This window comes from Arthrobacter sp. Soil_C_60 (assembly GCF_057656375.1).
Genome location: NZ_JBDGKM010000003.1, coordinates 608523 through 632547 on the forward strand (window position 1 = coordinate 608523; position 24025 = coordinate 632547).

18 protein-coding genes are annotated in these 24025 nt (G+C 65.6%); 12 read left to right on the forward strand and 6 right to left on the reverse strand.

Annotated elements, in window-relative coordinates:
- Positions 1-21: 21 nt before the first annotated feature.
- Complete coding sequence (locus tag AC3A4M_RS09640; RefSeq protein ID WP_498735548.1) at positions 22-576, reverse strand: hypothetical protein; 555 nt, start codon at positions 574-576, stop codon at positions 22-24.
- Positions 577-854: 278 nt separating this feature from the next.
- On the opposite strand from AC3A4M_RS09640, the gene AC3A4M_RS09645 reads away from it, so the two are divergent.
- The 6 genes from AC3A4M_RS09645 (at position 855) to glgX (ending at position 7480) form a co-directional block, all read left to right on the forward strand.
- The gene (locus tag AC3A4M_RS09645) at positions 855-1337 is read left to right on the forward strand and encodes a CarD family transcriptional regulator (protein ID WP_074699806.1); all 483 of its coding nucleotides are present in this window, start codon (positions 855-857) and stop codon (positions 1335-1337) included.
- Between the two features lie 86 nt (positions 1338-1423).
- Positions 1424-2218: a 2-C-methyl-D-erythritol 4-phosphate cytidylyltransferase gene (ispD, locus tag AC3A4M_RS09650; protein WP_498735549.1), complete on the forward strand. Its 795-nt coding sequence runs from the start codon at positions 1424-1426 to the stop codon at positions 2216-2218.
- A gap of 3 nt (positions 2219-2221) precedes the next feature.
- Complete coding sequence (gene ispF, locus AC3A4M_RS09655) at positions 2222-2728, forward strand: 2-C-methyl-D-erythritol 2,4-cyclodiphosphate synthase (RefSeq protein WP_498735550.1); 507 nt, start codon at positions 2222-2224, stop codon at positions 2726-2728.
- A 16-nt stretch (positions 2729-2744) separates the two neighbouring features.
- Positions 2745-4205 (forward strand): cysteine--tRNA ligase, encoded by a 1461-nt coding sequence (gene cysS, locus AC3A4M_RS09660; protein WP_498735551.1) that lies wholly within the window; start codon positions 2745-2747, stop codon positions 4203-4205.
- A gap of 98 nt (positions 4206-4303) precedes the next feature.
- Positions 4304-5287, forward strand: coding sequence for a 23S rRNA (guanosine(2251)-2'-O)-methyltransferase RlmB (rlmB, locus tag AC3A4M_RS09665; RefSeq protein WP_498735552.1), 984 nt, complete (start codon positions 4304-4306; stop codon positions 5285-5287).
- 183 nt (positions 5288-5470) lie between these two features.
- On the forward strand, positions 5471-7480 hold the full coding sequence (gene glgX / locus AC3A4M_RS09670) for a glycogen debranching protein GlgX (protein WP_498735587.1): 2010 nt from the start codon (positions 5471-5473) through the stop codon (positions 7478-7480).
- A gap of 111 nt (positions 7481-7591) precedes the next feature.
- Here glgX and AC3A4M_RS09675 read toward each other — a convergent pair whose 3' ends face one another.
- The 4 genes from AC3A4M_RS09675 to AC3A4M_RS09690 are packed head-to-tail and all read right to left on the reverse strand — an operon-like array spanning position 7592 to position 10687.
- Entirely contained in the window at positions 7592-8203 is a 612-nt protein-coding gene (locus AC3A4M_RS09675; RefSeq protein WP_498735553.1) for a DUF3618 domain-containing protein, read from the reverse strand.
- Positions 8200-8643: a phage holin family protein gene (locus AC3A4M_RS09680; RefSeq protein WP_498735554.1), complete on the reverse strand. Its 444-nt coding sequence runs from the start codon at positions 8641-8643 to the stop codon at positions 8200-8202. Before AC3A4M_RS09680 ends, AC3A4M_RS09675 begins: the two co-directional genes overlap by 4 nt.
- Positions 8640-9563, reverse strand: coding sequence for an ATP synthase subunit B family protein (locus AC3A4M_RS09685; protein WP_498735555.1), 924 nt, complete (start codon positions 9561-9563; stop codon positions 8640-8642). The genes AC3A4M_RS09680 and AC3A4M_RS09685 overlap by 4 nt, the downstream gene beginning before the upstream one ends.
- Before the next feature lie 47 nt (positions 9564-9610).
- Positions 9611-10687, reverse strand: coding sequence for a YihY/virulence factor BrkB family protein (locus tag AC3A4M_RS09690; RefSeq protein WP_498735556.1), 1077 nt, complete (start codon positions 10685-10687; stop codon positions 9611-9613).
- 97 nt (positions 10688-10784) lie between these two features.
- Between AC3A4M_RS09690 and AC3A4M_RS09695 the strand changes: the two genes are divergently transcribed.
- Genes AC3A4M_RS09695 through AC3A4M_RS09705 form a run of 3 tightly spaced genes read left to right on the forward strand, consistent with a single transcriptional unit; the run spans position 10785 to position 13223 of the window.
- Positions 10785-11813: an iron-containing redox enzyme family protein gene (locus AC3A4M_RS09695; RefSeq protein WP_498735557.1), complete on the forward strand. Its 1029-nt coding sequence runs from the start codon at positions 10785-10787 to the stop codon at positions 11811-11813.
- Positions 11814-11853: 40 nt separating this feature from the next.
- Complete coding sequence (locus AC3A4M_RS09700) at positions 11854-13020, forward strand: glycosyltransferase family 2 protein (protein WP_498735558.1); 1167 nt, start codon at positions 11854-11856, stop codon at positions 13018-13020.
- Positions 13021-13064: 44 nt separating this feature from the next.
- On the forward strand, positions 13065-13223 hold the full coding sequence (locus tag AC3A4M_RS09705; protein WP_498735559.1) for a CDGSH iron-sulfur domain-containing protein: 159 nt from the start codon (positions 13065-13067) through the stop codon (positions 13221-13223).
- Positions 13224-13244: 21 nt separating this feature from the next.
- On the opposite strand, the gene glgP is transcribed toward AC3A4M_RS09705, so the two are convergent.
- The gene (gene glgP, locus AC3A4M_RS09710) at positions 13245-15872 is read right to left on the reverse strand and encodes an alpha-glucan family phosphorylase (protein ID WP_498735560.1); all 2628 of its coding nucleotides are present in this window, start codon (positions 15870-15872) and stop codon (positions 13245-13247) included.
- A gap of 133 nt (positions 15873-16005) precedes the next feature.
- Here glgP and AC3A4M_RS09715 point away from each other — a divergent pair, with 133 nt between their 5' ends.
- The 3 genes from AC3A4M_RS09715 to glgB are packed head-to-tail and all read left to right on the forward strand — an operon-like array spanning position 16006 to position 23683.
- Positions 16006-18075 (forward strand): alpha-1,4-glucan--maltose-1-phosphate maltosyltransferase, encoded by a 2070-nt coding sequence (locus tag AC3A4M_RS09715; protein WP_498735561.1) that lies wholly within the window; start codon positions 16006-16008, stop codon positions 18073-18075.
- Complete coding sequence (treS, locus tag AC3A4M_RS09720; RefSeq protein ID WP_498735562.1) at positions 18075-19871, forward strand: maltose alpha-D-glucosyltransferase; 1797 nt, start codon at positions 18075-18077, stop codon at positions 19869-19871. Before AC3A4M_RS09715 ends, treS begins: the two co-directional genes overlap by 1 nt.
- Complete coding sequence (glgB, locus tag AC3A4M_RS09725; RefSeq protein ID WP_498735563.1) at positions 19868-23683, forward strand: 1,4-alpha-glucan branching protein GlgB; 3816 nt, start codon at positions 19868-19870, stop codon at positions 23681-23683. Before treS ends, glgB begins: the two co-directional genes overlap by 4 nt.
- Positions 23684-24025 lie beyond the last annotated feature (342 nt).

The window sequence follows — 24025 nt, forward strand, 5'->3', positions numbered from 1 at the left end:
CCAGCCGGCGCGGGGCAGCGGCTAGTGCGACGCCGTTTCGGTTGCTGCCTCGGTTGCTTCCGGGCTGGCGCTTTCGGCGGGGGCGCTGGTTTCGGCCGGGGTGCCGCCGGGTACGAACTCGGTGTATTCAGCGAGGGTGCCGTCCAGGACCGGTACGCCGACTACCTGGGAGTCCGAGTTGACCTGGACGGTGACGTCGACGATGGAACCGGGAACGCCGCCCGGGTTGCTGAGGATCGTTTCGTTCTCATCCTGCTCGAAACGGATCTGCCCGTTGGCCGGAACAGTAACGCTGGCGGTGCTGCCGGCAACGGCCAGGCTCAGCTGGACGGGGGAGTCCGAGGTGTTTGCGGCGGTGCCCAGCACGCGGCCCGGCGATTCGGCATCGGCGGCAACGATCATCAGGTTGCGCAGGTCGATCGGGCCGATGTCGGCCACGACGCCATCGCTGGCCGCGTAGGAGAACGTAGTCGCCTGTTCATTGATGGCGCTGCACCCTGCGGTCCCCAGCAGGGCTAGTGCGGCGGCGCCGGCTACAAGGGCACGCTGCACACGGTTCTTCGGCGCAATCTTCACAGCAGGAACTCCTCAATCAAAAGGCTTTGTAGATGAGTGGCGGTTGCGCGGACAGAAAGCACAACACGGTCACTAGCCTAGCCGTAATCGCCCAAAAAACAGGACTCGGCACCCGTAAAGAACGCGTCAGACTGACCCCGGGATGCATCAATCGTCGGATCCGTCAAGACCATAAGACGGATCATTTTGCCCCTCCGAGGGCCTCTGACCAGCGCAAACTCGGGGAAGTAGGGCCTTTTTCCGTGGTAAACTTGTAGGCGGGAAAGGGGAAAGTCCACATGGTATTTGAGGTCGGCGAGACGGTAGTTTACCCTCACCACGGTGCAGCGAAGATCGAAGAGATCAAGATGCGCACCATCAAGGGCGAAGAGAAGATGTATCTCAAGCTCCGCGTGGCTCAGGGTGACCTGACCATTGAGGTTCCGGCAGAGAACGTAGACCTGGTTGGCGTTCGGGATGTAGTGGGCAAGGAAGGCCTGGAGCACGTGTTCGACGTTCTCCGTGCCGAGTTCACTGAAGAGCCCACCAACTGGTCGCGTCGGTACAAGGCGAATCTGGAAAAACTGGCCTCCGGTGACGTTATCAAGGTAGCGGAAGTAGTCCGTGACTTGTGGCGCCGGGAGCAGGACCGCGGTCTTTCGGCAGGCGAAAAGCGCATGCTGGCCAAGGCCCGCCAGATCCTGATTTCCGAACTGGCTCTTGCGGAAAAGACAGACGAAGACAAGGCAGCTGAAGTGCTCGACGAGGTCCTGGCCTCCTAACCCGGCAGCCTGCAAGGCACAATGAACTTAAAGCGGCCGGTCCTGATGGACCGGCCGCTTTTTCAATGCCGGTATAGGCTTGGGCCGTGCCCAGAAGTTCCAAGCCGCGGATCGGCGTCGTTGTTGTTGCAGCAGGCTCCGGCCAACGACTTGGCTACGGGCTGCCCAAAGCCCAGGTACCGCTGGCCGGACGCACCATCCTGGCGCACGCGCTGGAGGGCATCCAGGCCTCAGGGATCGCGGAGCGGATCTGCGTGGCCGTACCGGCGGGCGATTCCGTGCTGCGGGCCGTCTGTGCCGGGGCTTCCGGGCGGGTTCCCGTGACGGCGGTGGAGGGCGGTGCCAGCCGTGCCGCTTCCGTGAGCCGGGCACTGGCCGGGTTGGGCCCGGATCTGGACGGCATCCTGGTCCACGATGCCGCCCGCGCGCTCACGCCGCCGGAAGTTTTCGTCCGCGTGGTCGAGGCGCTGGCCGCGGGGGCGAAGGCCGTCATTCCTGCGGTTCCCGTGGCGGACACCATCAAGACCGCCGTTCCCTCCGCAGCCGGGCAACAGGCCATCGCCGGCGAAAAAGTGGCCGGAACCCCGGACCGTTCCCGGCTGCGCGCGGTGCAGACCCCGCAGGGTTTCGACGCCGCCGCCCTGACCGCCGCGCACCGCACCTTGGCCGCGATGGGGCCGCTGGAGGCCGAGGCGATCACGGACGATGCGATGCTGCTGGAAAGCCAAGGCACCGAGGTGTTCCTGGTGCCCGGATCGCCGGAGGCCCTAAAGATCACCACGGCGCTCGACTTGATGACCGCCGAAGCGTTGGTGGCAGCCCGCTCCCGAACCGGCCAGCCGACCACCGCTAACCAGCCTGTCCCGACAATGGAGGATTGATCCGTGGCCACGTTCCCCTACCCGCTTCCGCGCACAGGCATCGGCGTGGACGTCCACGCTTACGCACCCGAGGATGACCCGCAGCCGCTGTGGCTGGGCGGCCTGCACTGGGAAGGCGAACGAGGCCTGGCCGGTCATTCCGACGGCGATCCCGTGGCCCACGCCGCCGCAGATGCCCTGTTCTCGGCCGCAGGAGTGGGCGATCTCGGCACCCACTTCGGCACCGACCGGCCGGAATACGCCGGCGCATCCGGGCTCACGCTGCTGGCCGAAGCCGCCCGGATCGTTCGCGACGCCGGGTTCGAGATCGGCAACGTCGCCGTGCAGCTGATCGGCAACCGCCCCAAGTTCACCCCGCGGCGGGACGAGTCCGAGGCGGCCCTCACTCAGGCCGCCGGAGCGCCGGTGAGCGTCGCCGCCACGACCAGCGACCGCCTGGGTTTCACCGGCAGAGGCGAGGGGATCGCGGCGGTGGCGACCGCCGTCGTTGTTTCGGTTCGCCAGCCCTGACAGCTAATCTGGAGCGGTGAGCCTGAGATTCTATGACACCGCCAGTGCAGAAGTCCGCGATTTCGTCCCGCTGGAGCCCGGGAAGGTAGGCCTCTACTACTGCGGTGCCACGGTGCAGGGGGATCCGCACGTGGGCCACATCCGCTCGGGCATCGCGTTTGACCAGCTGACCCGCTGGCTGCGCTACAGCGGCTATGAGGTCACCGTGGTCCGCAATGTTACGGACATCGACGACAAGATCCTGGCCAAATCCGCCGCCTCCTACCTGCCGGAAGCGCTGGAGGACCCGCTGGCGGTCCCCAATGAGCCGTGGTGGGCGCTGGCCTACCGCTACGAGCAGGCCTTCGAGCGCGCCTACGACATCCTCGGCGTGCAGCGGCCCACCTACGAGCCGCGCGCCACCGGGCACATTCCGGAAATGCACCAGCTCATCGCGCTGCTGATCGACCGCGGCCACGCCTACCCCGCGCTGGACGGCTCCGGCGACGTCTACTTCGACGTGCGCTCGTGGTCCGAGTACGGCTCGCTGACACGGCAGAAGATCGAAGACATGCAGGCAGCGCCCGACGCCGGTCCCCGCGGCAAGAAGGATCCGCGCGACTTTGCGCTGTGGAAGGGTTACAAGGAGGGCGAGCCCGCCACCGCCAGCTGGCCCAGCCCGTGGGGCACCGGCCGCCCCGGCTGGCATCTGGAATGCTCGGCCATGGTCACCAAGTACCTGGGCCCGGAGTTCGACATCCACGGCGGCGGGCTGGACCTGCGCTTCCCGCACCACGAAAACGAGATGGCGCAGTCCCGCGCCGCCGGCCACGGGTTCGCCAACTTCTGGATGCACAACGGCATGGTCACCTACGAGGGTGAAAAGATGTCCAAGTCCGTGGGCAACATTGTCACCCCCACCGAAATGTTGGAGCTGGCCCGGCCCGTGGTGGTCCGCTACTACCTGGGCCAGGCGCAGTACCGCTCCGCACTGGATTACAACCCGGGCTCGCTCACGGAGGCCGCGGCCGCCGTCGAACGTATTGAAGGGTTCCTGCAGCGGTCGCTGAAGTTCCTCTACGGCGAAGACTTCGGCTTCGTGGGCAGCGATGTCCCGGAGGCCTTCCGCGCCGCGATGGATGATGACCTGAACGTGCCGCAGGCGCTGGCCGTGATCCACGAGACCGTGCGGGCCGGCAACACAGCCCTGGACGGCAAGGACAGCGAAGGGATAGAGCGGGCGCTGCACCAGGTGCTCGCGATGACGGACGTGCTCTTCATCAACCCGCTGGATCCGCACTGGAACACCGGCGGGACGGACATCGCGGCACGTCAGGCGCTGGACACCCTGGTCCAGGCGCAGCTCGAGGAACGCCGGGCAGCGCGCGAAGCGAAGGACTGGGCCAGGGCCGATGCCATCCGCGACACGCTGGCCGCGGCCGGCGTCGTGGTGGAGGATTCCGCGGACGGGCCCACGTGGACCGTGGCAGCCCGGTAAACTCGTACGCATAGGCAAGACCTGGACGACGGGAATCGCTAGAAACTGATCCCGCGCCGACCGGTGCGGAGCATATTTGACTGACCGAAGGTAAAACCATGGCCAACAAAGGACGCCCCGGAGCGGTGCGCAAGACCAAGAAGGGCCCCACCACGGGGACCGGAGGGCACGGGCGCAAGTCTCTCGAAGGCAAGGGGCCGACCCCGAAGGCGGAGGACCGGCCGTACCACAAGGCCTACCGCGGCAAGGAACTCGCCGAACGTTCCGTTGCCAAGCGGCCCGCAGGCCGGGCAGGGGCCTCCCGCGGACGCAGCAAGACCGCGGAGGAGGTCGTCACCGGGCGCAACTCCGTGGTGGAGGCACTGCGCGCCGGAGTGCCGGCGAAGGCGCTGCACGTCGCGGTCCGGGTGGAGATGGATGACCGGGTCAAGGAGTCCCTGAAGCTCGCCGCCGAACGCGGTATCCCGGTGATGGAAACCCATAAGCCGGAACTTGACCGGATGACCGAAGACGCCGTCCACCAGGGCCTGGTCCTGCAGATCCCGCCGTACGACTACCAGGACGCGCTGGAACTGGCCGAAGAAACCATGGCGAAGTTCAAGAAGGGCTATATCCGCAACGCGCCGCTGTTTGTCGCGCTGGACGGCATCACGGACCCGCGTAACCTCGGCGCCATCATCCGCTCGGCCTCGGCCTTCAGCGGTCACGGCGTCATTGTGCCCGAGCGCCGCTCGGTGGGCATGACGGCCTCTGCTTGGAAGACCAGTGCCGGTGCGGCCGTGCGCGTCCCGGTGGCCAGGGCCTCCAACCTGAACAACGCGCTCAAGGCCTTCAAGCAGTTGGGCATCTACGTCGTGGGGCTCGACGGCGGCGGAGACGTTTCGCTGCCCGGGCTGGAACTCGCTACCGAGCCGCTGTGCATCGTGGTCGGTTCCGAGGGCAAGGGCCTGTCCCGGCTGGTCCGCGAGAACTGCGATCAGATTGTCTCCATCCCGATCGACTCGGACATGGAATCGCTGAACGCGTCCATGGCCGTGGGCATCAGCCTGTACGAAGTATCCCGGCAGCGCGCTGCGCAATAGCGCCGCCGTACCAACAGAACAGGCGAACCCTTGGCCAACACCGCCGATTCCGTCACTCCCGTCAACACCACAGCCAACCCGAGCGTCGGCAGGCAGACCGCCGGGCGCCGGGGCAGCGAGGGCCGTTCCTCCCGGACCTCCAGTCCCGCACCGCTGGGCGTCAGCGCCGGTGCTGCCGGGCTGGTGGCCGGGGAGGTCAACGTGGCGGTGTTCGCGCCGGCGGTCTCCGCCCTGGACATCCATTTCGAGGACTCCGACGGCCGGTGGGTTTCCGCGCTACTGCCGGAGCTGACCGATGGCGTGCATCATGGGGTCGTCCGGGGTCTGCTCCCCGGCGGCCGCTATGCGTTGTGGCCGCACGGCAAAGCACTGCCCGACGGCGGTGCGGGGCAGCTGCTGCTGGATCCTTACGGCCGTGCCATTGACGACGACGGCGGCATCTTCCGTTCGGTTCATGTGGAGGCCGGGTTCGACTGGGCCGGCGACACTTCGCCGGAGGTGCCGTGGCGGGACACGGTGGTCTACGAATGCCATGTGAAGGGCCAGACCAAGCTGCACCCGGAGATCCCCGAAGCGCTCCGCGGCACCTACGCGGGTCTGGCGCACCCGGTCATGCTCGCGTACTTCAAGAACCTGGGCGTTACTTCCGTCCAGCTGCTGCCGGTGCATTTCCATATCGACGAGCCGCACCTGCAGGAGCTGGGCCTGTCCAACTACTGGGGCTACAACACGCTGGGTTTTTTCGCCCCGCACGCCCGGTACGCCACCAAGGCCGCCCGCGCCGCGGGGCCAAAGGCTGTGCAGGACGAGTTCAAGTCCATGGTCAAGAGTCTGCACGAAGCCGGGCTCGAAGTCGTTCTCGACGTGGTCTACAACCACACCGCCGAGGGCGGCAAACACCAGCAGACCTACTCGTTCCGCGGCCTGGGCGACGAGGTCTACTACCGCCACGACGGCCACGGCAACTACCTGGACACCACCGGCTGCGGCAATACCCTTGACCTGAACGAGCCGCAGGTCCTGGCCCTGGTGCTGGACTCGCTGCGGTACTGGGTCCAGGAATTCCATATCGATGGCTTCCGTTTCGATCTGGCCGTCTCGCTCTGCCGCGACCCGGACGGCCATTTCAATCCGCGCCATCCGTTCCTGCGTGCGACGGCGGAAGACCCCACGCTGTCCCGGGTCAAACTGATTTCCGAACCATGGGACGTGGCGCCGGGCGGCTGGCAGACCGGTAATTTCCCTGCCGGCTGGGCGGACTGGAATGACCGTTTCCGCGATACCGTCCGGGACTTCTGGCTCGGGGACCAGCACGCCATCAGCCAGGGCATGCCGGGCGGATCGGTGGCACGCCTGGCGAGCCGTCTGGCCGGCTCGGCCGATGTCTTCGCCGGTTCCGGCCGCAGCTCGCTGGCGTCGGTCAACTTCATCACCGCCCATGACGGTTTCACCCTGGCGGACCTGACATCGTACGACCGCAAGCACAACGAGGACAACGGCGAAGAAAACCGGGACGGAACCAACCACAACCGCAGCTACAACCACGGGGTCGAAGGTCCCACGGGCGACGCGGCCGTCCTGGATGCGCGGGCCCGCTCCGCCCGGAACCTGATGGCCACGCTGCTGCTCTCGCTCGGCGTCCCGATGATCACCGCCGGGGACGAACTGGGCAAAACCCAGCACGGCAACAACAACGCCTACTGCCAGGACAATGAGCTGTCCTGGCTCAACTGGGTGCTCGACGACCGCCAGGAACAGATGTTCAAGATCACGCGGCGGCTGCTGCGGATCCGGCAGTCCTTCCTGACCAGCCAGCCGCGCAGTTATCCCACCCGGGAACAGAGCTCCTACCTGCTGTGGTTCAACGAAGCGGGCGAACCCATGACCCAGGAGCAGTGGACCGATCCCGGCAGCCGGACCGTCCAGCTGCTGATGGGCTCGCCGGACGGCGTCATCGACGGGCTGGTGGTGATCAACGGCCGGTGCGAGCCGCGGAAGATCACGATGCCCAGCGCCGGCGCCCTGAAGGATTTCGGCATCCTCGACGGCAACAACCGGATGTTTGAACTGGTCCTGACCACGTCCAAGCTGGATGACCAGCGCCGCGGCGCCAAAGTGCGCAGCGGCGAACGCGAGATCATCGGCGCGGATGCCCTCAGCGTCTATCGCGCCTGGCTACCGGGCGAAAATTAGAGAACGACGGCGGTGTGCACCACCGCCGTCGTTCCCCTCTACCCGTCTTGGCCAGGTCCCGCTCTGCTACAGTCGCGGACCAATCCGGAGCGGATACCCCTGAAAGCCGGCCTAGACCCGGCCGGCCGGCGGTTCCTGAACGTGCTGCCGTGCCGTGTCGGCCCGGTCCTTGACGTCCTGCGCCGCCGTCTGGCCTTCGGCCTTGACGTTCTCCGCCGATTCCTTGGCCGAAGTCTTCAGATCCTCGGCCGCTTGCCGGGCAGGTTCCTTCATGTCCTGAGCCACCTGCTGGGCGGAGCCCTTGACCTCTTCGACCAGGGGCTGGGCTTGGTCCTTCACCTTTTCGGCCGCCTGCTGCTCCACCTTGCTGGCGGGGAACAGCGAGGAGACCAGCCAACCGGCGCCGAAGGCGATCAGGCCCGCGGCCAGCGGATTGCCCTCGGTCTTGCGGGCAATCTGGTGCGGTGCTTCGCTGACTGCCTCGCCGGCGTCGTGCGCCATGGACCGGGCGGAGCCGCTCGCGTCATCTTTGGCACCCATGACTGAGTCCTTGGCGCCCATGACCTTGTCCTTGGCCCGGCCAACGGAATCCTTCACCTTGTCCGTCTGCCGGTGCACCATGTTCGAGGGCGAGGCCTTCTCTGCGACGGCGTCTACATCCGTGCCAAGCCGTGCCCGGGTACGTTCGATGTCTGCTCGGATTTCTTCTGGTGACTGGCTCATCGTGCTTCCTCACTGGGCTTGAGAGTTTCGGGTATTTTCTTGACGGACTCCGTGGTGCGGGGCATCCCTTGGACGGTCTTCATCTGCTTCTTGCCGACGGCGAAGAGGATGGCGCCGATGATTGCCCATATGACGGCGACTATCACCGCGGACCAGCCCCAGCCGATGAGGGAGCCGAGGGCATCCCAAAGGCCGATGGAGAGGAACAGCAGGACGAAGTGGCCCGCGACCGCGGCACCCACCATCATCCCTACGCCCTTGCCGGCCCTTGTTCCGGTTTCCTTGAGTTCGGCCTTGGCCAGTTCCAGTTCCTGGCGCATCAGTATCGAAATGTCACGGCTGACTTCGCCGAGCAAATCGCCCAGCGACTCGTTTTCCGCCTTGACTTCGGCGCGCGTGGGCGGAACCTGACCCGGATCGGGAACGCGGTTCTCGGTCATCGGCTCCCACCGCCCTCATACGGGTCCCGCTCCGGAATGGCCGTGCCCCGGCCGCCGGCCGGCGGTTCCTCCGGGTAGCTGATGGTCTCCGGCGTGCCAGCCGCTCCACCGAGACCGGAATTTGTTTCCTGGCGCTCGGTGGCACCGGTCGGGGTGCCGGAGGGATACCCGATGGTTTCCGGGGCTCCGGCTGCGCCGCCGAGTGCCGAGCCTGTCTGTGCACCCGGGGCAGCGAAGCCCGCGGCACTTTGCGTGTCGTAGTCATAGTCGGACACTGCCGGCGTCGCGCGGTGTGCGCCGCCGTACTGTGTTGCGCCCTGTCCGGTCTGTCCGGATCCTCCGCTGTCTGCGGTCATACCGCGGGTCAACCGGCCTGCAAGCAGTCCTGCGCCGGCCGCGATCGCAAGGAAGGCGCCGGGACGTTGGCGTGCAAAGCGCTTGCACTCGTCCAGCAGCGAGCCCGGATCACGGTTCTCCAGCCAACCTGCCACGGAGCCTGCCTTGTCAGCCGCCTGCCCCACAAGATGGGTAGCCGTACCCGAACCTTCCGAGTTCTGGGACATGGAGCGGAGCTCGTCGCCGATGGAGCGCAGGCCCGATGCCACGCGCTGCTGCTGGCTGCTGGCCTGGCTTTTGACGTCGTCGCCGAGCTCGGACATCAGGCCGCGGGCCTTCTGCTTGGCCTCCTGCGCTACCTGCTTCGCCTCGCCCTTGGCCGTTTCCTTGACGTGCTCGCCGGCGGCTTTGCTCTCGCGGCCTACTTCCCGGGCCTCTTCCTTTGCCGTATCGCTCTTGGACTGCTGGTCGGCCGGCGTGGCATAAGGATCCGGGGCGTAGGGATCCTGGCTGACCGGACCGCCGGGCTGGCTGTAGCCGGGAACGCCGTCGTCGTAGTTGCCGGTATTCGGATTCGTAGTCATCGCAATTCCTTTTCCTCGTCGGTTTCTTCCTGCGGAGCAGATGATGGTTAGCCTGGGCCGCCGGAATCATCCTCGGTCTGGGCGTATTTGCGGCGCAGAGAACGGCCGCGCTCTATGTCCTCCTTTTCTTTTTCGAGCTGCTTGTCGCTCTTGCGGGTATCACGAGGCGGCAACTGGATGGTTTCCTCCGCCTCGATGCCTGCCTGCAGCTGGCGGCCGCGTTCGGTTTCTGCATCGAACTCGGCACCGAAGAGCAGGGACAGATTGGACAGCCAGAACCACAGCAGCAGCACGATCATGCCGCCGATTGCGCCGTAGGTCCGGTTGTAGTTGGAAAAAAACGCTACGTAGAAGGCAAAGCCGGCAGTGGTCAGGGCCAGCACCAGCAGCGCGATGAACGCGCCCATGCTCATCCAGCGGAATTTCGGCTGCTTCACGTTGGGAGTGGCGTAGTAGAGCAGCGCCACCACCAGCACGGCGAAGGCAGCCAGCACGGGCCACTTGGCGATGTTCCACACCGTCAGCGCCACGCTGCCCAGTCCGATGGCCGAACCCAGGGCTTCCGCAACGGGACCGGACAGGATCAGGATGAGCAGCATCAGCGCGGCCAGCACTACCACCACCAGGGTAATCAGCAGCATGACCGGACGCAGCTTCCAGAACGGCCGGCCCTCTTCGATTTCATAGATCCGGTTCATCGCGCGGCTGAAGGCGTTGACGTAGCCGGAAGCGGACCATAGTGCACCGGCGACACCAACGATCAGCGCCAGCCCGGCGGTGGGCGCATTGGCCAGCTGCTCGATCGGCTGGCGCATGGTCTCTGCTGCCCCTCCCGGTGCCACCCGTTGGAGCATGTCTGTCATGAATGTGGTGGTCTGCTCGCCCTGTCCGAAGACGCCGAGCAGTGAGACCAGCGCCAGCAGTGCCGGGAACAAGGACAGCACTGCATAGTAGGTCAGGGCAGCAGCCAGGTCCGTGCACTGGTCCGCGGAGAACTCGCGGATGGCCTTGCGGAAGACGTAGAGCCACGACGGTTTCTTAATGTCGCCGGGCGAATCGGGCTTACGGGAGTCTTCGGGCGATGGCGCCCGCGATCCCTTCGCCGTCGTATCTTCGTGTGTCATGATCACCTCCTGGGGAGAACCCGACATGGTCGGACAAATTCCATCGTATTGGTAAGTATGCTTAGAAGTAAGGGGTTCCCTTGGAACAGGAGAAATAATGAAAATGCCTACGCCTCGCGGACCGGTGAGCTCGATCCTGATGGACATCCTCGCCACGGCACCGCAACACCATGTGCCCGAGCTAGCAAGGCTGGGCGCCGCCATGGAACAGACGGCCCCGGGTCAGCTAATGGACGACGACGACCTGCAGCTTGCGCTCTTCTGTCTCTACGAGCTGCACTACGGCGGCATCGAGGGTGTGGACGACCGGTGGGAATGGCATCCGGAGCTGACCGCGTTCCGGCTGGAGCTGGAACGCCGCTTTGAGGGCGTCCTCCGCCGGATGACCGAGGTGCCCGACGCTCCACCGCCCATTGCCGGGGACGTAGCGGCGGCGCTGTTCAAACTCACGGGGGACGACGACGGCCCCAGCGTTTCGAAATACGTCGCCAGGGAGGCGACGCCGGAGCAACTGCGGGAGTTCCTGATCCACCGGTCCGTCTACCAGCTCAAGGAAGCGGATCCGCACAGCTGGGCGATCCCGCGGCTGACCGGACGGGCCAAGGCGGCCCTGGTGGAAATCCAGGCGGACGAATATGGCGGCGGCCGGCCGGAGCGGATGCACTCGGCACTCTTCGCCCGGTCAATGCGGGGCCTGGGGCTGGACGATCAGTACGGCGCGTATGTGGATTTGATCCCTGCCGTGACGCTGGCCTCGGTCAATATGATGTCGTTGTTCGGCCTGAACCGGCGGCTGCGCGGCGCGATCGTGGGGCATCTGGCGGCGTACGAGATGACGTCATCCATCCCGAACAAGTTCTACAGCCGGGGCTTCCGCCGCCATGGCCACGGCGAGGATGTGACCGGCTACTTCGACGAGCATGTCGAGGCCGATGCCGTCCACGAACAGATCGCCGGGCGCGATCTGGCCGGCGGACTCGCGGAAGCGGAACCTGGGCTGCTGCCGGACATCCTGTTCGGGGCCGCAGCGGCGCTGGCCGTGGACGCTTTGGTGGGAACGCACCAGCTTTCGGCCTGGCAGGCCGGGCGCAGCTCGCTGCGGATCCCGCTGGATCTGGCGGCATGAGCAGCGGCGGTCCTGTCCGCGGGCAGGAGGGAGCGCCAGCATGACCGGGACTGAGGGCAGCAGCGGTCACGAGGTGCAGCTGCCCGAGGCGGAGTACATTCTGCCGCTGCGCTGGTTTTCGGACGAGGGCCTCGATGAGCTGACCGGCTACCTCCGCATGCTCTCGGGCTGGATCCGCATCACCGTGGTGGACGGCTCCGCCCCCGAACTGTATGAGGTACACGCAGCAGCGTGGGCCGGGTTGGTGGAGCACCGCAGGCCCGAAGTTTGGCCGGGGCGCAACGGCAAAGTCGCCGGCGTGATGACAGGAGTGCGGCACAGCAGCAAGGAATACCTGGTGCTGGCCGACGACGACGTCCGCTACACCCTTCCCTCGCTCCGCCGGCTGGTGGCACTGCTGTCGGGGGCAGACGTTGTCCGGCCGCAGAACTACTTCCTGGCCCTGCCCTGGCATGCCCGCTGGGACACCGCACGCACGCTGCTCAACCGCGCCGTTGCCTCGGACTTCCCCGGTACGCTGGGAGTCCGCCGCAGCGCTCTGGACGCTACAGACGGATACGACGGGGACGTATTGTTCGAAAACCTCGAGCTGATCCGCACGATCAAGGCCGCCGGCGGACGGGAACTTAGGGCGGACGATCTTTTTGTCGGCCGGATGCCGGCAACGGCCGCACATTTCAGGGGACAGCGGGTCCGCCAGGCCTACGACGACTTCGCCCAGCCAGTCCGGCTGGCCGTGGAACTTACGCTGCTGCCGTTAATGATCTTCGCGGCCCGCCGGCCGGCCCGCTGGATCCCGTTGCTGGCGGCCGCCGTCGCCATGGCGGAAGCCGGACGACGGCGGAAAAACGGGCGCGCTGTCTTCCCGCCGACCTCGGCGCTGTGGACGCCGTGCTGGCTGCTCGAACGCGCCGTCTGCATCTGGCTGGCGTTGGGCCAGCGGCTGGCCGGTGGCGTGAAATACGCCGGCAACCGGATGCCCACGGCGGGCACGCCCCGCTACCAACTGCGGCGGAAGTATGCCGCCCAACGATCGCAGCACATCCCATCACCGCTCCCGCCCCGGGACCAGGAAAGGAACTTCCCATGCAGCCAGCCGAGCCGATCGAGTCAACCGAGCCAACCTGCAATACAGCAGACACCGATGAAAATGCCGGAACGTCAGGAAGCCCTTGCAGCCCCGCACACCCGGACAACGTCCTCGTAGCCTGCCCGGACGGGCCCTTCCTGCTGCGCGGCGATGTCGAAATCGTGACGCCGGACGGTGAACTGGTACCGCGCCGCCGGAAGACCGTAGCGCTGTGCCGTTGCGGAGCGTCTTCGATCAAGCCCTACTGCGACGGCACCCATAAGCTGATCGGCTTCACCACCGCCGTCGGCACAGCGGGACAGTCCTCCCCGGAGGCATAGGCCCCGTTGGCGGCCAGCCGCCTAATTCGCGTTGGCCACCAGCCCAAGCTCGGCTTTCGCCGCCATGGAGTCATGCAGCGGCAGGACCCGTACGGTGTAGCCAAAGGAACCGGAGCGGTCGATCACGACCTCCCCGCAGAACAGGAACCTGCCCTCGCCCAAGTCCTCTTTAAAGGAGAGCGCATCGAAACCCGTCTGGTCCAGCTCATCTCCCTCGCCAACCTGGCCGTGGGCTACCTCGACGCAGACATCCGAAGGGTTGAGCTTGCCCAGGCGCACATAGGCATTGACCCGCAGCGGGTCCCCGATCTGCGGATTGTCGGACACACCCAGCGAGTCCACATGTTCCACTGATACGTCGGGCCAGGCCGCGCGCACCCGCCTGATCCAGCCCGCAAAATCCCGGGCGACGGCGAAGTCCGCGGCGCGGGCGTCGCGGCCTGCGGCGCAGGCGGGCGTGTAGAGCTGGCGGACATAGTCCTCCACCATGCGCTCGGCCGAAACCGCGGGCCCCAGGTTGGCCAGGGTATGCCGGATCATCGCAATCCACTGGTGCGGCAGCCGGTCGGACGGTGCAACCGGCGCGGACGGCCCGGCGGCAGTGGCGCCTTCGGTGGCCTCCCCATAGAAGCGCGGGGCCACCTGGTTCTCCAGCAAGTCGTACAGGGCGGCGGCCTCGATGTCGTCGCGTTCCTCGGGGCTGACCACCGAATCCGTTCCGGACGTCGTGGAAGGATTAGCCGTCGGAATCGCCCAGCCGTTGTCGCCGTCGTACATTTCATCCCACCAGCCATCCAGCACGGACAGGTTCAGCCCGCCGTTGATGGCCGCCTTCATGCCCGACGTTCCGCAGGCCTCGAGCGGCCGCAGCGGGTTGTTCAGCCAGACGTCGCAGCCCGGGAAGAGCGTGCGCGCCATGGCGATGTCGTAGTTGGGCAGGAAGACAATCCGGTGCCGGATCGCGGGGTCGTCGGTGAAACGGACCAGGTCCTGGATCATCCGCTTGCCCTGCTCATCGGCGGGGTGGGACTTGCCGGCGATGACCAGCTGGATGGGATGCTCCTTGTGCAGCAGCAGTGCCTTGAGCCGGGCCGGATCGCGCAGCATGAGGGTCAGCCGCTTGTAGGTGGGGACGCGGCGGGCAAAGCCGATGGTCAGCACATCCGGATCCAGCACGTTCTTGGTCCAGGCCAGCTCGGCATCCGTGGCGCCGCGTTTCTTCCAGGAGGAGCGCAGCCGCCGCCGGACGTCGTCGATCAGGGTGGAGCGCAGCTCGCGGCGCAGGTTCCAGATCTCCTCGTCGTCGACGTCGTAGACCTTGTCCCACTGCCGGGCCACCACGGACTCGGTGCCGAACTTGGCCTTGGCCAGCGCGGCGATCCGGGCATCCACCCAGGTAGGCACATGCACGCCGTTGGTGACCGAGGCGATCGGCACTTCCTGCGTGTCGAACCCCGGGAAGAGTCCGGAGAACATGCCGCGGGAGACCACGCCGTGCAGCTTGGCCACGCCATTGGCCCGCTGGGCCAGCCTCAGGCCCATGACGGCCATGTTGAATTTGGTGGGATCCCCGCCGTCGTAATTTTCGGCGCCCAGGGCGAGGATCATTTCGATCGGCACATTCGGGGCCAGGCCGGCGCGGAAGAAATGCTCGACCTGCAGCTTCTCGAACCTGTCGATTCCGGCCGGTACGGGGGTATGCGTGGTGAAGACCGTGTTGGCGCGGCCCGCGGCCTGCGCCTCGTGCCAGTTCAGCCCGGTGTCCATCAGCTCGCGGATACGCTCGACGCCAAGGAAGCCGGCATGGCCTTCGTTGGTGTGGAAAACTTCCGGCGCGGGTGTGCCCGTCAGCCGCTCGTAGATGCGCAGGGCCTTCACGCCGCCCATGCCCAGCAGCAGCTCCTGCTGGAGCCGGTGGTCGCCGCCGCCTCCGTAGAGCCGGTCCGTAATATGACGTGCGGCCTCGTCATTGCCGGCCACGTTCGAATCGAGCAGCAGCAGCGGCACGCGTCCGACGTCGGCACGCCAGATGTGCGCCAGCAGGCGGCGCTCATTGGGCAGCGGCAGTTCCACCTGCGCCGGCGTCCCGTCGGCTTCGCGCAGGAGGGTCAGCGGCAGCCCATCGGGATCCAACACCGGGTACGTTTCCTGCTGCCAGCCGTCGCGGCTGAGGGACTGCTTGAAGTAGCCGGCCGCGTAGAGCAGGCCGACACCGATCAGCGGCACGCCCAGGTCCGAGGCGGCCTTGAGATGGTCCCCGGCGAGGATGCCGAGCCCGCCCGAGTACTGGGGGAGGACCGAGCTGATGCCGTATTCGGGGGAGAAATAAGCGATCGACGCCGGTGCTTCCGCACCGAGGGTCTGGTACCAGCGGTCGTCGCTCAGGTACCGGTCCAGGTCTGCACTGAGGGCCTGGATCTGGTCCACCAGCGCAGCGTCGGCCGCCAGGGCCTGGAGCTGCTCGCGGTTGAACGAGCCCAGCAACGCCACCGGGTCATGGCTTTTGGCCCACAGGACAGGGTCAAGACGCTCGAACAACTGCTGGGTGGGCCGGTGCCAGGACCAGCGCAAATTGCCTGCCAGCCGGCCCAGGGCGGCGATGCTGTCAGGGAGAACAGTGCGGACCGTAAATCTGCGGATTGCCTTCACCCGGCCTACGGTAGCGCAGATGTAACCATATGTCGGTTTCAAATACGTAAACGCTTGAGTAACGATCCGAATTTGTACCCAGTTCGTCCAGAAGCCTTAGCAAACCGGCACATTTGTCGCTAACGTCTAGTCTGTGAGCACATTCACCGAGGAACCGCGTCCGGCACCGTCCAACTCACGCCTGCGCTTTGGCAGGATCCCCATCACCGGGGTCGCTCCGGTGGTGGATTGCGGGCGTTTTCCCGCCAAAACCGTGCCCGGCGAGGACATCGAAGTCGCCGCCACAGTCTTCCGCGAGGGCCACGACCAGCTCGGCGTGACCGCGGTGCTGTACGACCCGGACGGCCACGCCGTGCAGCGGACCCACCTGCGTCCGCTCGGCGGCGGAACGGACCGCTGGGCCGGCACCCTCCGCCCCACATCGCCGGGAAACTGGACCTTCACCATTGAAGGCTGGGGCGATCTCTACGCCACCTGGCACCACAACGCCGAGGTCAAGATCGCCGCGGGCGTGGACGTGGACCTGATGCTGGCCGAAGGAATCCGCCTGTTCAACCAGGCCGCCGGACAGGACGGCCGCCCGGCCGAGAACGCAGAGGTCCTGCGCCGGGCCGCGGGCGCCATTGCCGATGAAGGCCGCTCCGCCGAAGACCGTCTGGCCGCGGGCGGCTCGGATGAGGTCCTCGCGGCAGTACGCACCCACCCCATCCGCAGCCTCGTCACCGAGTCACAGCGGTACCCCATCCTGGTGGAGCGGGATCTGGCCGGGCGCGGCGCCTGGTACGAGTTCTTCCCGCGCTCCGAGGGCGCCGTCTTCGACCCGGCCGCCAACAAATGGACGTCGGGAAACTTTACGACGGCGGCAGAGCGGCTCCCAGCCGTCGCCGGCATGGGTTTTGACGTCATTTACCTGCCCCCGATCCATCCCATCGGCGTGACGAACCGCAAGGGGCCCAACAACACCCTCACCGCCGGTCCGGATGATCCGGGCTCGCCGTGGGCCATCGGTGCCGCCGAAGGCGGCCACGACGCCATCCACCCTGACCTGGGCGCCTTCGAGGACTTCGACCGCTTTATCCGGTCCGCCGCGGACGTGGGGCTCGAAGTCGCCCTGGACCTCGCGCTGCAGTGCTCGCCGGACCATCCTTGGGCCAGGGAGCACCCGGAGTGGTTCACCACCCGCGTGGACGGCACCATTGCCTACGCAGAGAACCCGCCGAAGAAATACCAGGACATCTACCCACTGAACTTCGACAACGACCCCGAGGGCCTGTCGGAAGAAGTGCTGCGCATCGTCCGGCTGTGGATCAGCCACGGGGTAAAGATCTTCCGGGTGGACAATCCGCACACCAAGCCGGTCTGGTTCTGGGAATGGCTGATCGGCGAGGTCAACGCCACCGATCCGGATGTGGTCTTCCTGGCCGAGGCCTTCACCGTGCCGGCGATGATGCATGCGCTGGGCCGCGCAGGGTTCCAGCAGTCCTACAGCTACTTCACCTGGCGCAACCAGAAGACCGAGATCGAAGAGTACCTGACCCAGGTCAGTCATGAAACCGCGGCGTTCTTCCGGCCGAACTTTTTCGTCAATACTCCGGACATCCTGACCGAGTTCCTCCAGTACGGCGGCCCGGCGGCGTTCAAGATCCGCGCCGTGCTGGCCGCAATGGGAAGCCCGCTCTGGGGCGTCTACGCCGGTTACGAACTCTACGAACACGTCGCCCGGCCCGGCGCCGAGGAATACATCGACAATGAGAAGTACGAGTACAAGGCGCGGGACTTTGCCCGTGCGGAAGCGGAAGGCCGCTCGCTGGCCCCGTACCTGACGCGCCTTAACCACATCCGGCGTGCCCACCCGGCGCTTCGGGACCTGCAGAACCTCACTGTCCATCGGAGCACGGATGACGCCACCGTGGTCTTTTCCAAGCACAAGGAGAACCTGCCGGCCGCAGACGGCAGCGAGGGCACCGGGAAAGACACGATCATCATCGTCGTGAATGTGGATCCGCACAGTGCCCGCGAATGCACCGTCAGCCTGGACCTCGCCGCACTCGGCTTGGACCCGGCGGACCTGAACGAGGACGGCACCTTCTGGGTGGACGACCTGATCAGCGGGGAAAGCTGGCGGTGGGGCGAGCACAACTATGTGCGGCTGGACGCGCATTTCGAGCCCGCGCATATCCTGCATATCCGTAGGAGCAGCTAGTGGCCAGTCCCTTCCAACTCCATGCGCCTGGACTGGCGCATGACCCCCATTGGTATCGCAAGGCCGTCTTTTACGAGGTCTTGGTCCGCGGTTTCGCAGATGCCAATGGGGACGGGTCGGGGGACTTCTCGGGACTGATCGACAAACTGGACTACCTGCAGTGGCTGGGGATCGACTGCCTGTGGGTGCCGCCGTTCTTCAAATCCCCCCTGCGCGACGGCGGCTACGACATCGCCGACTATTACGACGTGCTGGACGAATTCGGCACCATCAGCGACTTCAAACGCCTGGTTGCAGAGGCCCATGCCCGCGGCGTCCGGGTGATCATCGATCTGCCGCTGAACCACACCTCGGACCAACACCAGTGGTTCGAGGCGTCGCGGCGGGAGCCTGACGGGCCGTACGGGGACTTCTATGTCTGGAGCGACACGGACGAGAAATACCAGGATGCGCGCATCATCTTCGTCGATACCGAGGAATCCAACTGGGCGTTCGACCCGATCCGCCGGCAGTTCTTCTGGCACCGGTTCTTCAGCCACCAGCCGGACCTGAACTACGAGAACCCCAAGGTCATCGAGGCCGTTTTCGACGTCGTTAGGTTTTGGCTGGACCAGGGCATCGACGGTTTCCGCGCGGACGCCATTCCCTACCTGTTCGAAGAGGACGGGACCAACTGCGAAAACCTGCCGGCAACCCACAAGTTCCTGCAGGACCTGCGCGCCCTGGTGGACTCGGAGTACCCCGGCCGGGTGATCATTGCCGAGGCCAACCAGATGCCGCATGAAGTCGTGGAGTACTTCGGCGAAAAGACCGACGACGGCGGGTTGGTGCCGGAGTGCCACATGTGCTTCCATTTCCCGATCATGCCGCGGCTGTTCTACGCCCTGCGCGACCAGAAGGCCGCCCCCATCATCCAGACCATGGAAGAGACACCGGACATACCCACCGGTGCACAGTGGGGCACGTTCCTGCGAAACCATGACGAGCTGACGCTTGAAATGGTGACCAATGAAGAACGCGAGGCCATGCTCGGCTGGTACGCGCCGGACTCGCGGATGCGGGCCAACATCGGTATCCGGCGCCGGCTGGCCCCGCTGCTGGATAACTCCCGCGCCGAGCTTGAGCTGATCCACGCGCTGCTGCTGTCGCTGCCGGGCAGCCCGTTTCTGTACTACGGGGACGAGATCGGCATGGGCGACAACATCTGGCTCGAAGACCGCGATGCCTCGCGCACGCCGATGCAGTGGAACCCGGACCGCAATGCCGGATTCTCGACGGCGGATCCGGGCAAGCTTTATCTGCCGGTGGTGCAGTCCCTGGTCTACAACTACAACTACGTCAACGTCGAGGCGCAGCTTGCCCACAGCAGCTCCCTGCTGCACTGGGTGCGCCAAATGCTCGCGGTACGCAAAGCCCATCCTGCCTTCGGGCTCGGCGGCTACCGCAATGTGCCCACAGAAGCCGAATCCGTCCTGGCATTCATCCGCGAAATTCCGCCGGGCAACCGCGAAGGGGCGGAGCCGGAAGCGCTGCTGTGCATTTTTAATCTGTCGCAACACCCGGTGGCCGCGCCCTTGCGGATGCCAGAATTTGCGGGGCGGGGTCTGCGCGACTTGTTCGGCGGACTACCCTTTCCTGCCCTTGACGACGCCGGTCAGCTGACCCTGACGCTCGGCAGCCACGATTTCTTCTGGCTGCGTGTGCGTTCGGCCCGGTCCAATCCGGCGTCGCCTTTGACCGAAGCCCTTCCCGTGCTCACTTCGGTGAACACCCGTTCTGAGGTGGAGAGCCCATGACAAACACCGTTACCAATGCTTCGCAGTCCTTGCCTGAACTGCTCCACGACTGGTTGCCGCAGCAGCGATGGTTCCCGGCCAAAGGCAAAGAAACGGTGCTGCGCCGACTCGGCGGAATCCGCCTGCAGGACCCGGCAGACGCCGTCGCGCTGGAGGTCCATATTGTTGCGGTCCACACCGACCAGGACGTCTTCATCGTCAACGTGCCGGTCAGCTTCCGGCACGAACCGCTTGAGGGCGGCGAAGCGGCGCTGATCGGCCATACCGGAGCCGAGCCACGGCAGGGCACGGAAAACTGCTGGCTGTACGACGGCACCCACGACCCGGTATTCGTCGCCGCCTGGCTGGAACTGATGCGGCGCGAATCCGTGACCGCGGACGGCCGCACCCGTGGCCACGCCGGTGCAGGCTTCGGCGACTGGCCGCCGTTCGACGCTCCGCTGAAGGCCTCCGTGCTCGCCGGGGAGCAGTCCAACACCTCGGTGGTCGTGGAAACGGACAGTGCATCCCTCATCGTGAAGTTCTTCCGCGTCTTGGAGGCCGGCGCCAATCCCGATGTTGAAATCGGGGCGATGTTGAGCGAGCTTGGCGCCAGCGAAGTTCCCGCCACCTACGGCTGGGTGACCGGAGGCTGGCACACGCCGGGCCAGCACACGGATTCGAATGCGGACAAGCTGTGGGACTCCGGGCATCTGAGCGTGCTGCGCGAGTACATCGCGAACAGCAAGGACGCCTGGCGCACCGCCTCGGCGGCGGCCTTGGACGACGCCGATTTCACCAAGGAAGCCGGCGAACTTGGGCAGGTTACGGGCCGGATCCACAGCCAGCTGCGGAAGAGTTTCGGCGCACATGAGGCTACCGAAGAGGAAGCCGCAGCGCTGGCAGCCGAACTCCGCGAGCGGATCCGGTGGGGTTGGGCGCAGGCAGGATCCGCCGTCGGTCCGCTGGACCGGACGGTGGATGAGCTGCTGCGCCGGCTGGAAAACCTTGAGGAACGCCCCGAGCTTCAGCGGATCCACGGCGACTACCACCTGGGCCAGGTCCTTCACTCGGCCGAACGCGGCTGGGTAGTCCTGGACTTTGAAGGCGAACCGCTGCGTCCCATGGGCAGCCGCGGTACGGACGATGTCGCCCTGCGCGACGTCGTTGGCATGCTCCGCTCCTTCGACTATGCCGGCGGCGTCGCGGTCACCACCGCCGAGGGCAACGAATCGGGACAGGTGGAAGCCGCTGCAGACCGCTGGACAGCCGCGGCCGCTGATGCGTTCATCGCTGGCTATGAACGTGAGACCGGGGTCCGCATCGACACGACCTCCCCGCTGTTCCTAGGCTTGTGGCTGGACAAGGCGCTCTACGAAGTTGTGTACGAACAGCGGAACCGTCCGCGCTGGGTCGGCGTCCCGGTCAAGGCCGTCCGCCGCGCGCTGGAACAGATGCAGACTGCCAACTCTTCTGCCGGCAACTCTTCTAACGCCAACTCTTCTACGGCGGGCGACGGCGAACCGGCTGCAAGCAGTTCCGCTGCAGGCCAAGCCTCCTCCTCGGAAACGGCACAAGCTGTCGGACCCGCAGCGGCGACGCTTGCCGAAGGGCGGGCCGAAACGTCGGCGACCTCCGCCACCAGCGCCGGCAATCCGGTGCCGGTCGACCAGAACACGCTGTCCGCCGTCGCGCATGGCAGTTACTTCCAGCCGCACGCCGTCCTCGGCGCCCATCTGGATGACCACGGCCATGTCACGGTCCGCTCGCTGCAGCCGCTAGCGGACTCCGTCACCGTCATCACTGCGGCAACACGCGTGTCCATGCAGCACGAGCAGGAAGGCGTCTGGGTTGCCACCCTGCCCGCGGAACGTGCGGGTCATGTGCCGGACTACCGTCTCGAGGTGGTGTACGACGGCGGCGCCCCCCTCCTGGTGGACGATCCGTACCATTACCTCCCAACGCTGGGCGAAATCGACCTGCACCTGATCGGCGAGGGCCGGCACGAAACGCTGTGGACGGCTCTGGGCTCTCATGTCCGCCACTACAATTCCACACTGGGCGACGTCACCGGCACCAGCTTTGCGGTATGGGCGCCGAATGCCCAGGCCGTGCGGGTCAAGGGTGACTTCAATGGCTGGAACGCTGTCCGGCATGCCATGCGGTCCATGGGCGGATCCGGTGTTTGGGAGATTTTCATCCCGGGCGTCGCATCGGGCTCGATCTACAAATACGAGCTGCTGGGCCGCGACGGGCACTGGCATGAGAAAGCGGACCCCATGGCCCGCTGGACCGAGGTGCCGCCGCTGACCGGTTCACGTGTCGTGGATACCCGGTACAACTTTTCCGACGGCGAGTGGCTGGCCCGGCGTGCTGCACGCGATCCGCACAACTCGCCCATGAGTGTGTACGAGGTGCACTTGGGTTCCTGGCGGGTCGGTCTGGACTACCGCCAGCTGGCCGAGCAGCTGGTCGAGTATGTCAAGTGGCAGGGCTTCACGCATGTCGAGCTGATGCCCGTGGCCGAGCACCCCTTCGGCGGGTCCTGGGGCTACCAGGTCACCTCTTACTACGCGCCTACCTCGCGGTTTGGCCATCCGGACGACTTCAAATACCTGGTGGACAAGCTGCACCAGGCCGGCATCGGCATCATCCTGGACTGGGTGCCGGCGCACTTCCCCAAGGACGAGTGGGCTTTGGCCCGCTTCGACGGCCAGCCGCTTTATGAACACGAAGATCCCCGGTTGGGCGAGCACCCCGACTGGGGCACGCTTATCTTCGACTTCGGTCGCCGCGAGGTACGCAACTTCCTGGTTGCCAATGCCCTCTACTGGTTTGAGGAGTTCCACATCGACGGGCTGCGCGTGGATGCTGTCGCTTCCATGCTCTACCGCGACTATTCGCGTGAGGAAGGCCAGTGGTACCCCAACGTCCACGGCGGCCGCGAAAACCTGGAAGCCATTTCCTTCCTGCAGGAAGTCAACGCCACGGCGTACAAGCGGGTGCCGGGCATTGTCACCATCGCGGAAGAATCCACCGCGTTCGACGGCGTCACCAGGGCCACCAGCGCCGGGGGACTGGGCTTCGGGCTGAAGTGGAACATGGGCTGGATGCATGACACCCTCCAGTACATTTCGGAGGACCCCATCAACAGGGTCCACCACCACAACAAGGCCACGTTCTCCATGGTCTACGCCTACACGGAAAACTTCCTGCTCCCGATCAGCCATGACGAGGTTGTGCACGGGAAGGGCTCGATGCTCCGCAAGATGCCGGGGGACAGGTGGCAGCAGCTCGCAAACCTGCGCGCTTACCTTGCTTTCCAGTGGGCGCATCCGGGCAAGCAGCTGATTTTCATGGGGACGGAGTTCGGGCAGGAAGCTGAATGGTCCGAGCAACACGGCCTCGACTGGTGGCTGTCCGAAAACGTTCCGCACAAGGGATTGCAGAAGCTGGTTCGCAACCTCAATGGGCTCTACCGTGAGACCCCCGCCCTGTACGAACGGGACAACGAACCTGCTGGCTTCCAGTGGATCGACGAAAACGACGGGGCGCGCAACACACTCTCCTTCATCCGGTGGGACAACCACGGCAACCCGGTGGTCTGCATCGCGAATTTCGCCGGACACCCGCATACCGATTTCCGAATCGGATTGCCCTGGGCCGGTAACTGGCAGGAAGTACTGAACACGGATGACCCGGAGTACGGAGGATCAGGCGTCGGGAACAAGGGGCTTGTCGCCGGTGCCGAAGGCGCCTGGAATGGCCATCCGGCCTCCGCCGTGCTGACGGTGCCTCCGCTGGGAGTCCTGTATCTGAAGCCGGCGACCTAAAGCTGCCGCAGCGGAGACCCCCGGAATTCCGCGGGTCTTCGCTCGCAGGCAACCTTGGATTTACATTTGGGCCGAACCGGAGTAGAGTTTATATCCGCGCTGAGGGAACAGTTGAACAGCTCGAAACCACACAAGGCTTAGGTCGAACCTCATTGAGAGGCGTGCGGGAACGGGTTGAGTTGACAGGGACCTGCAGTGCGGGTAAATTTGAAAAGTTGCTCCGGAGCGATGGAGGGCCTTGAAGAAGGGTCCGACTGGTGCCGGGTGCTCCTGTTGTTTGAGAACTCAATAGTGTGCCAAGTTTGTTGATACCAATTATTTTATTGGTTGAATTATTGTCGT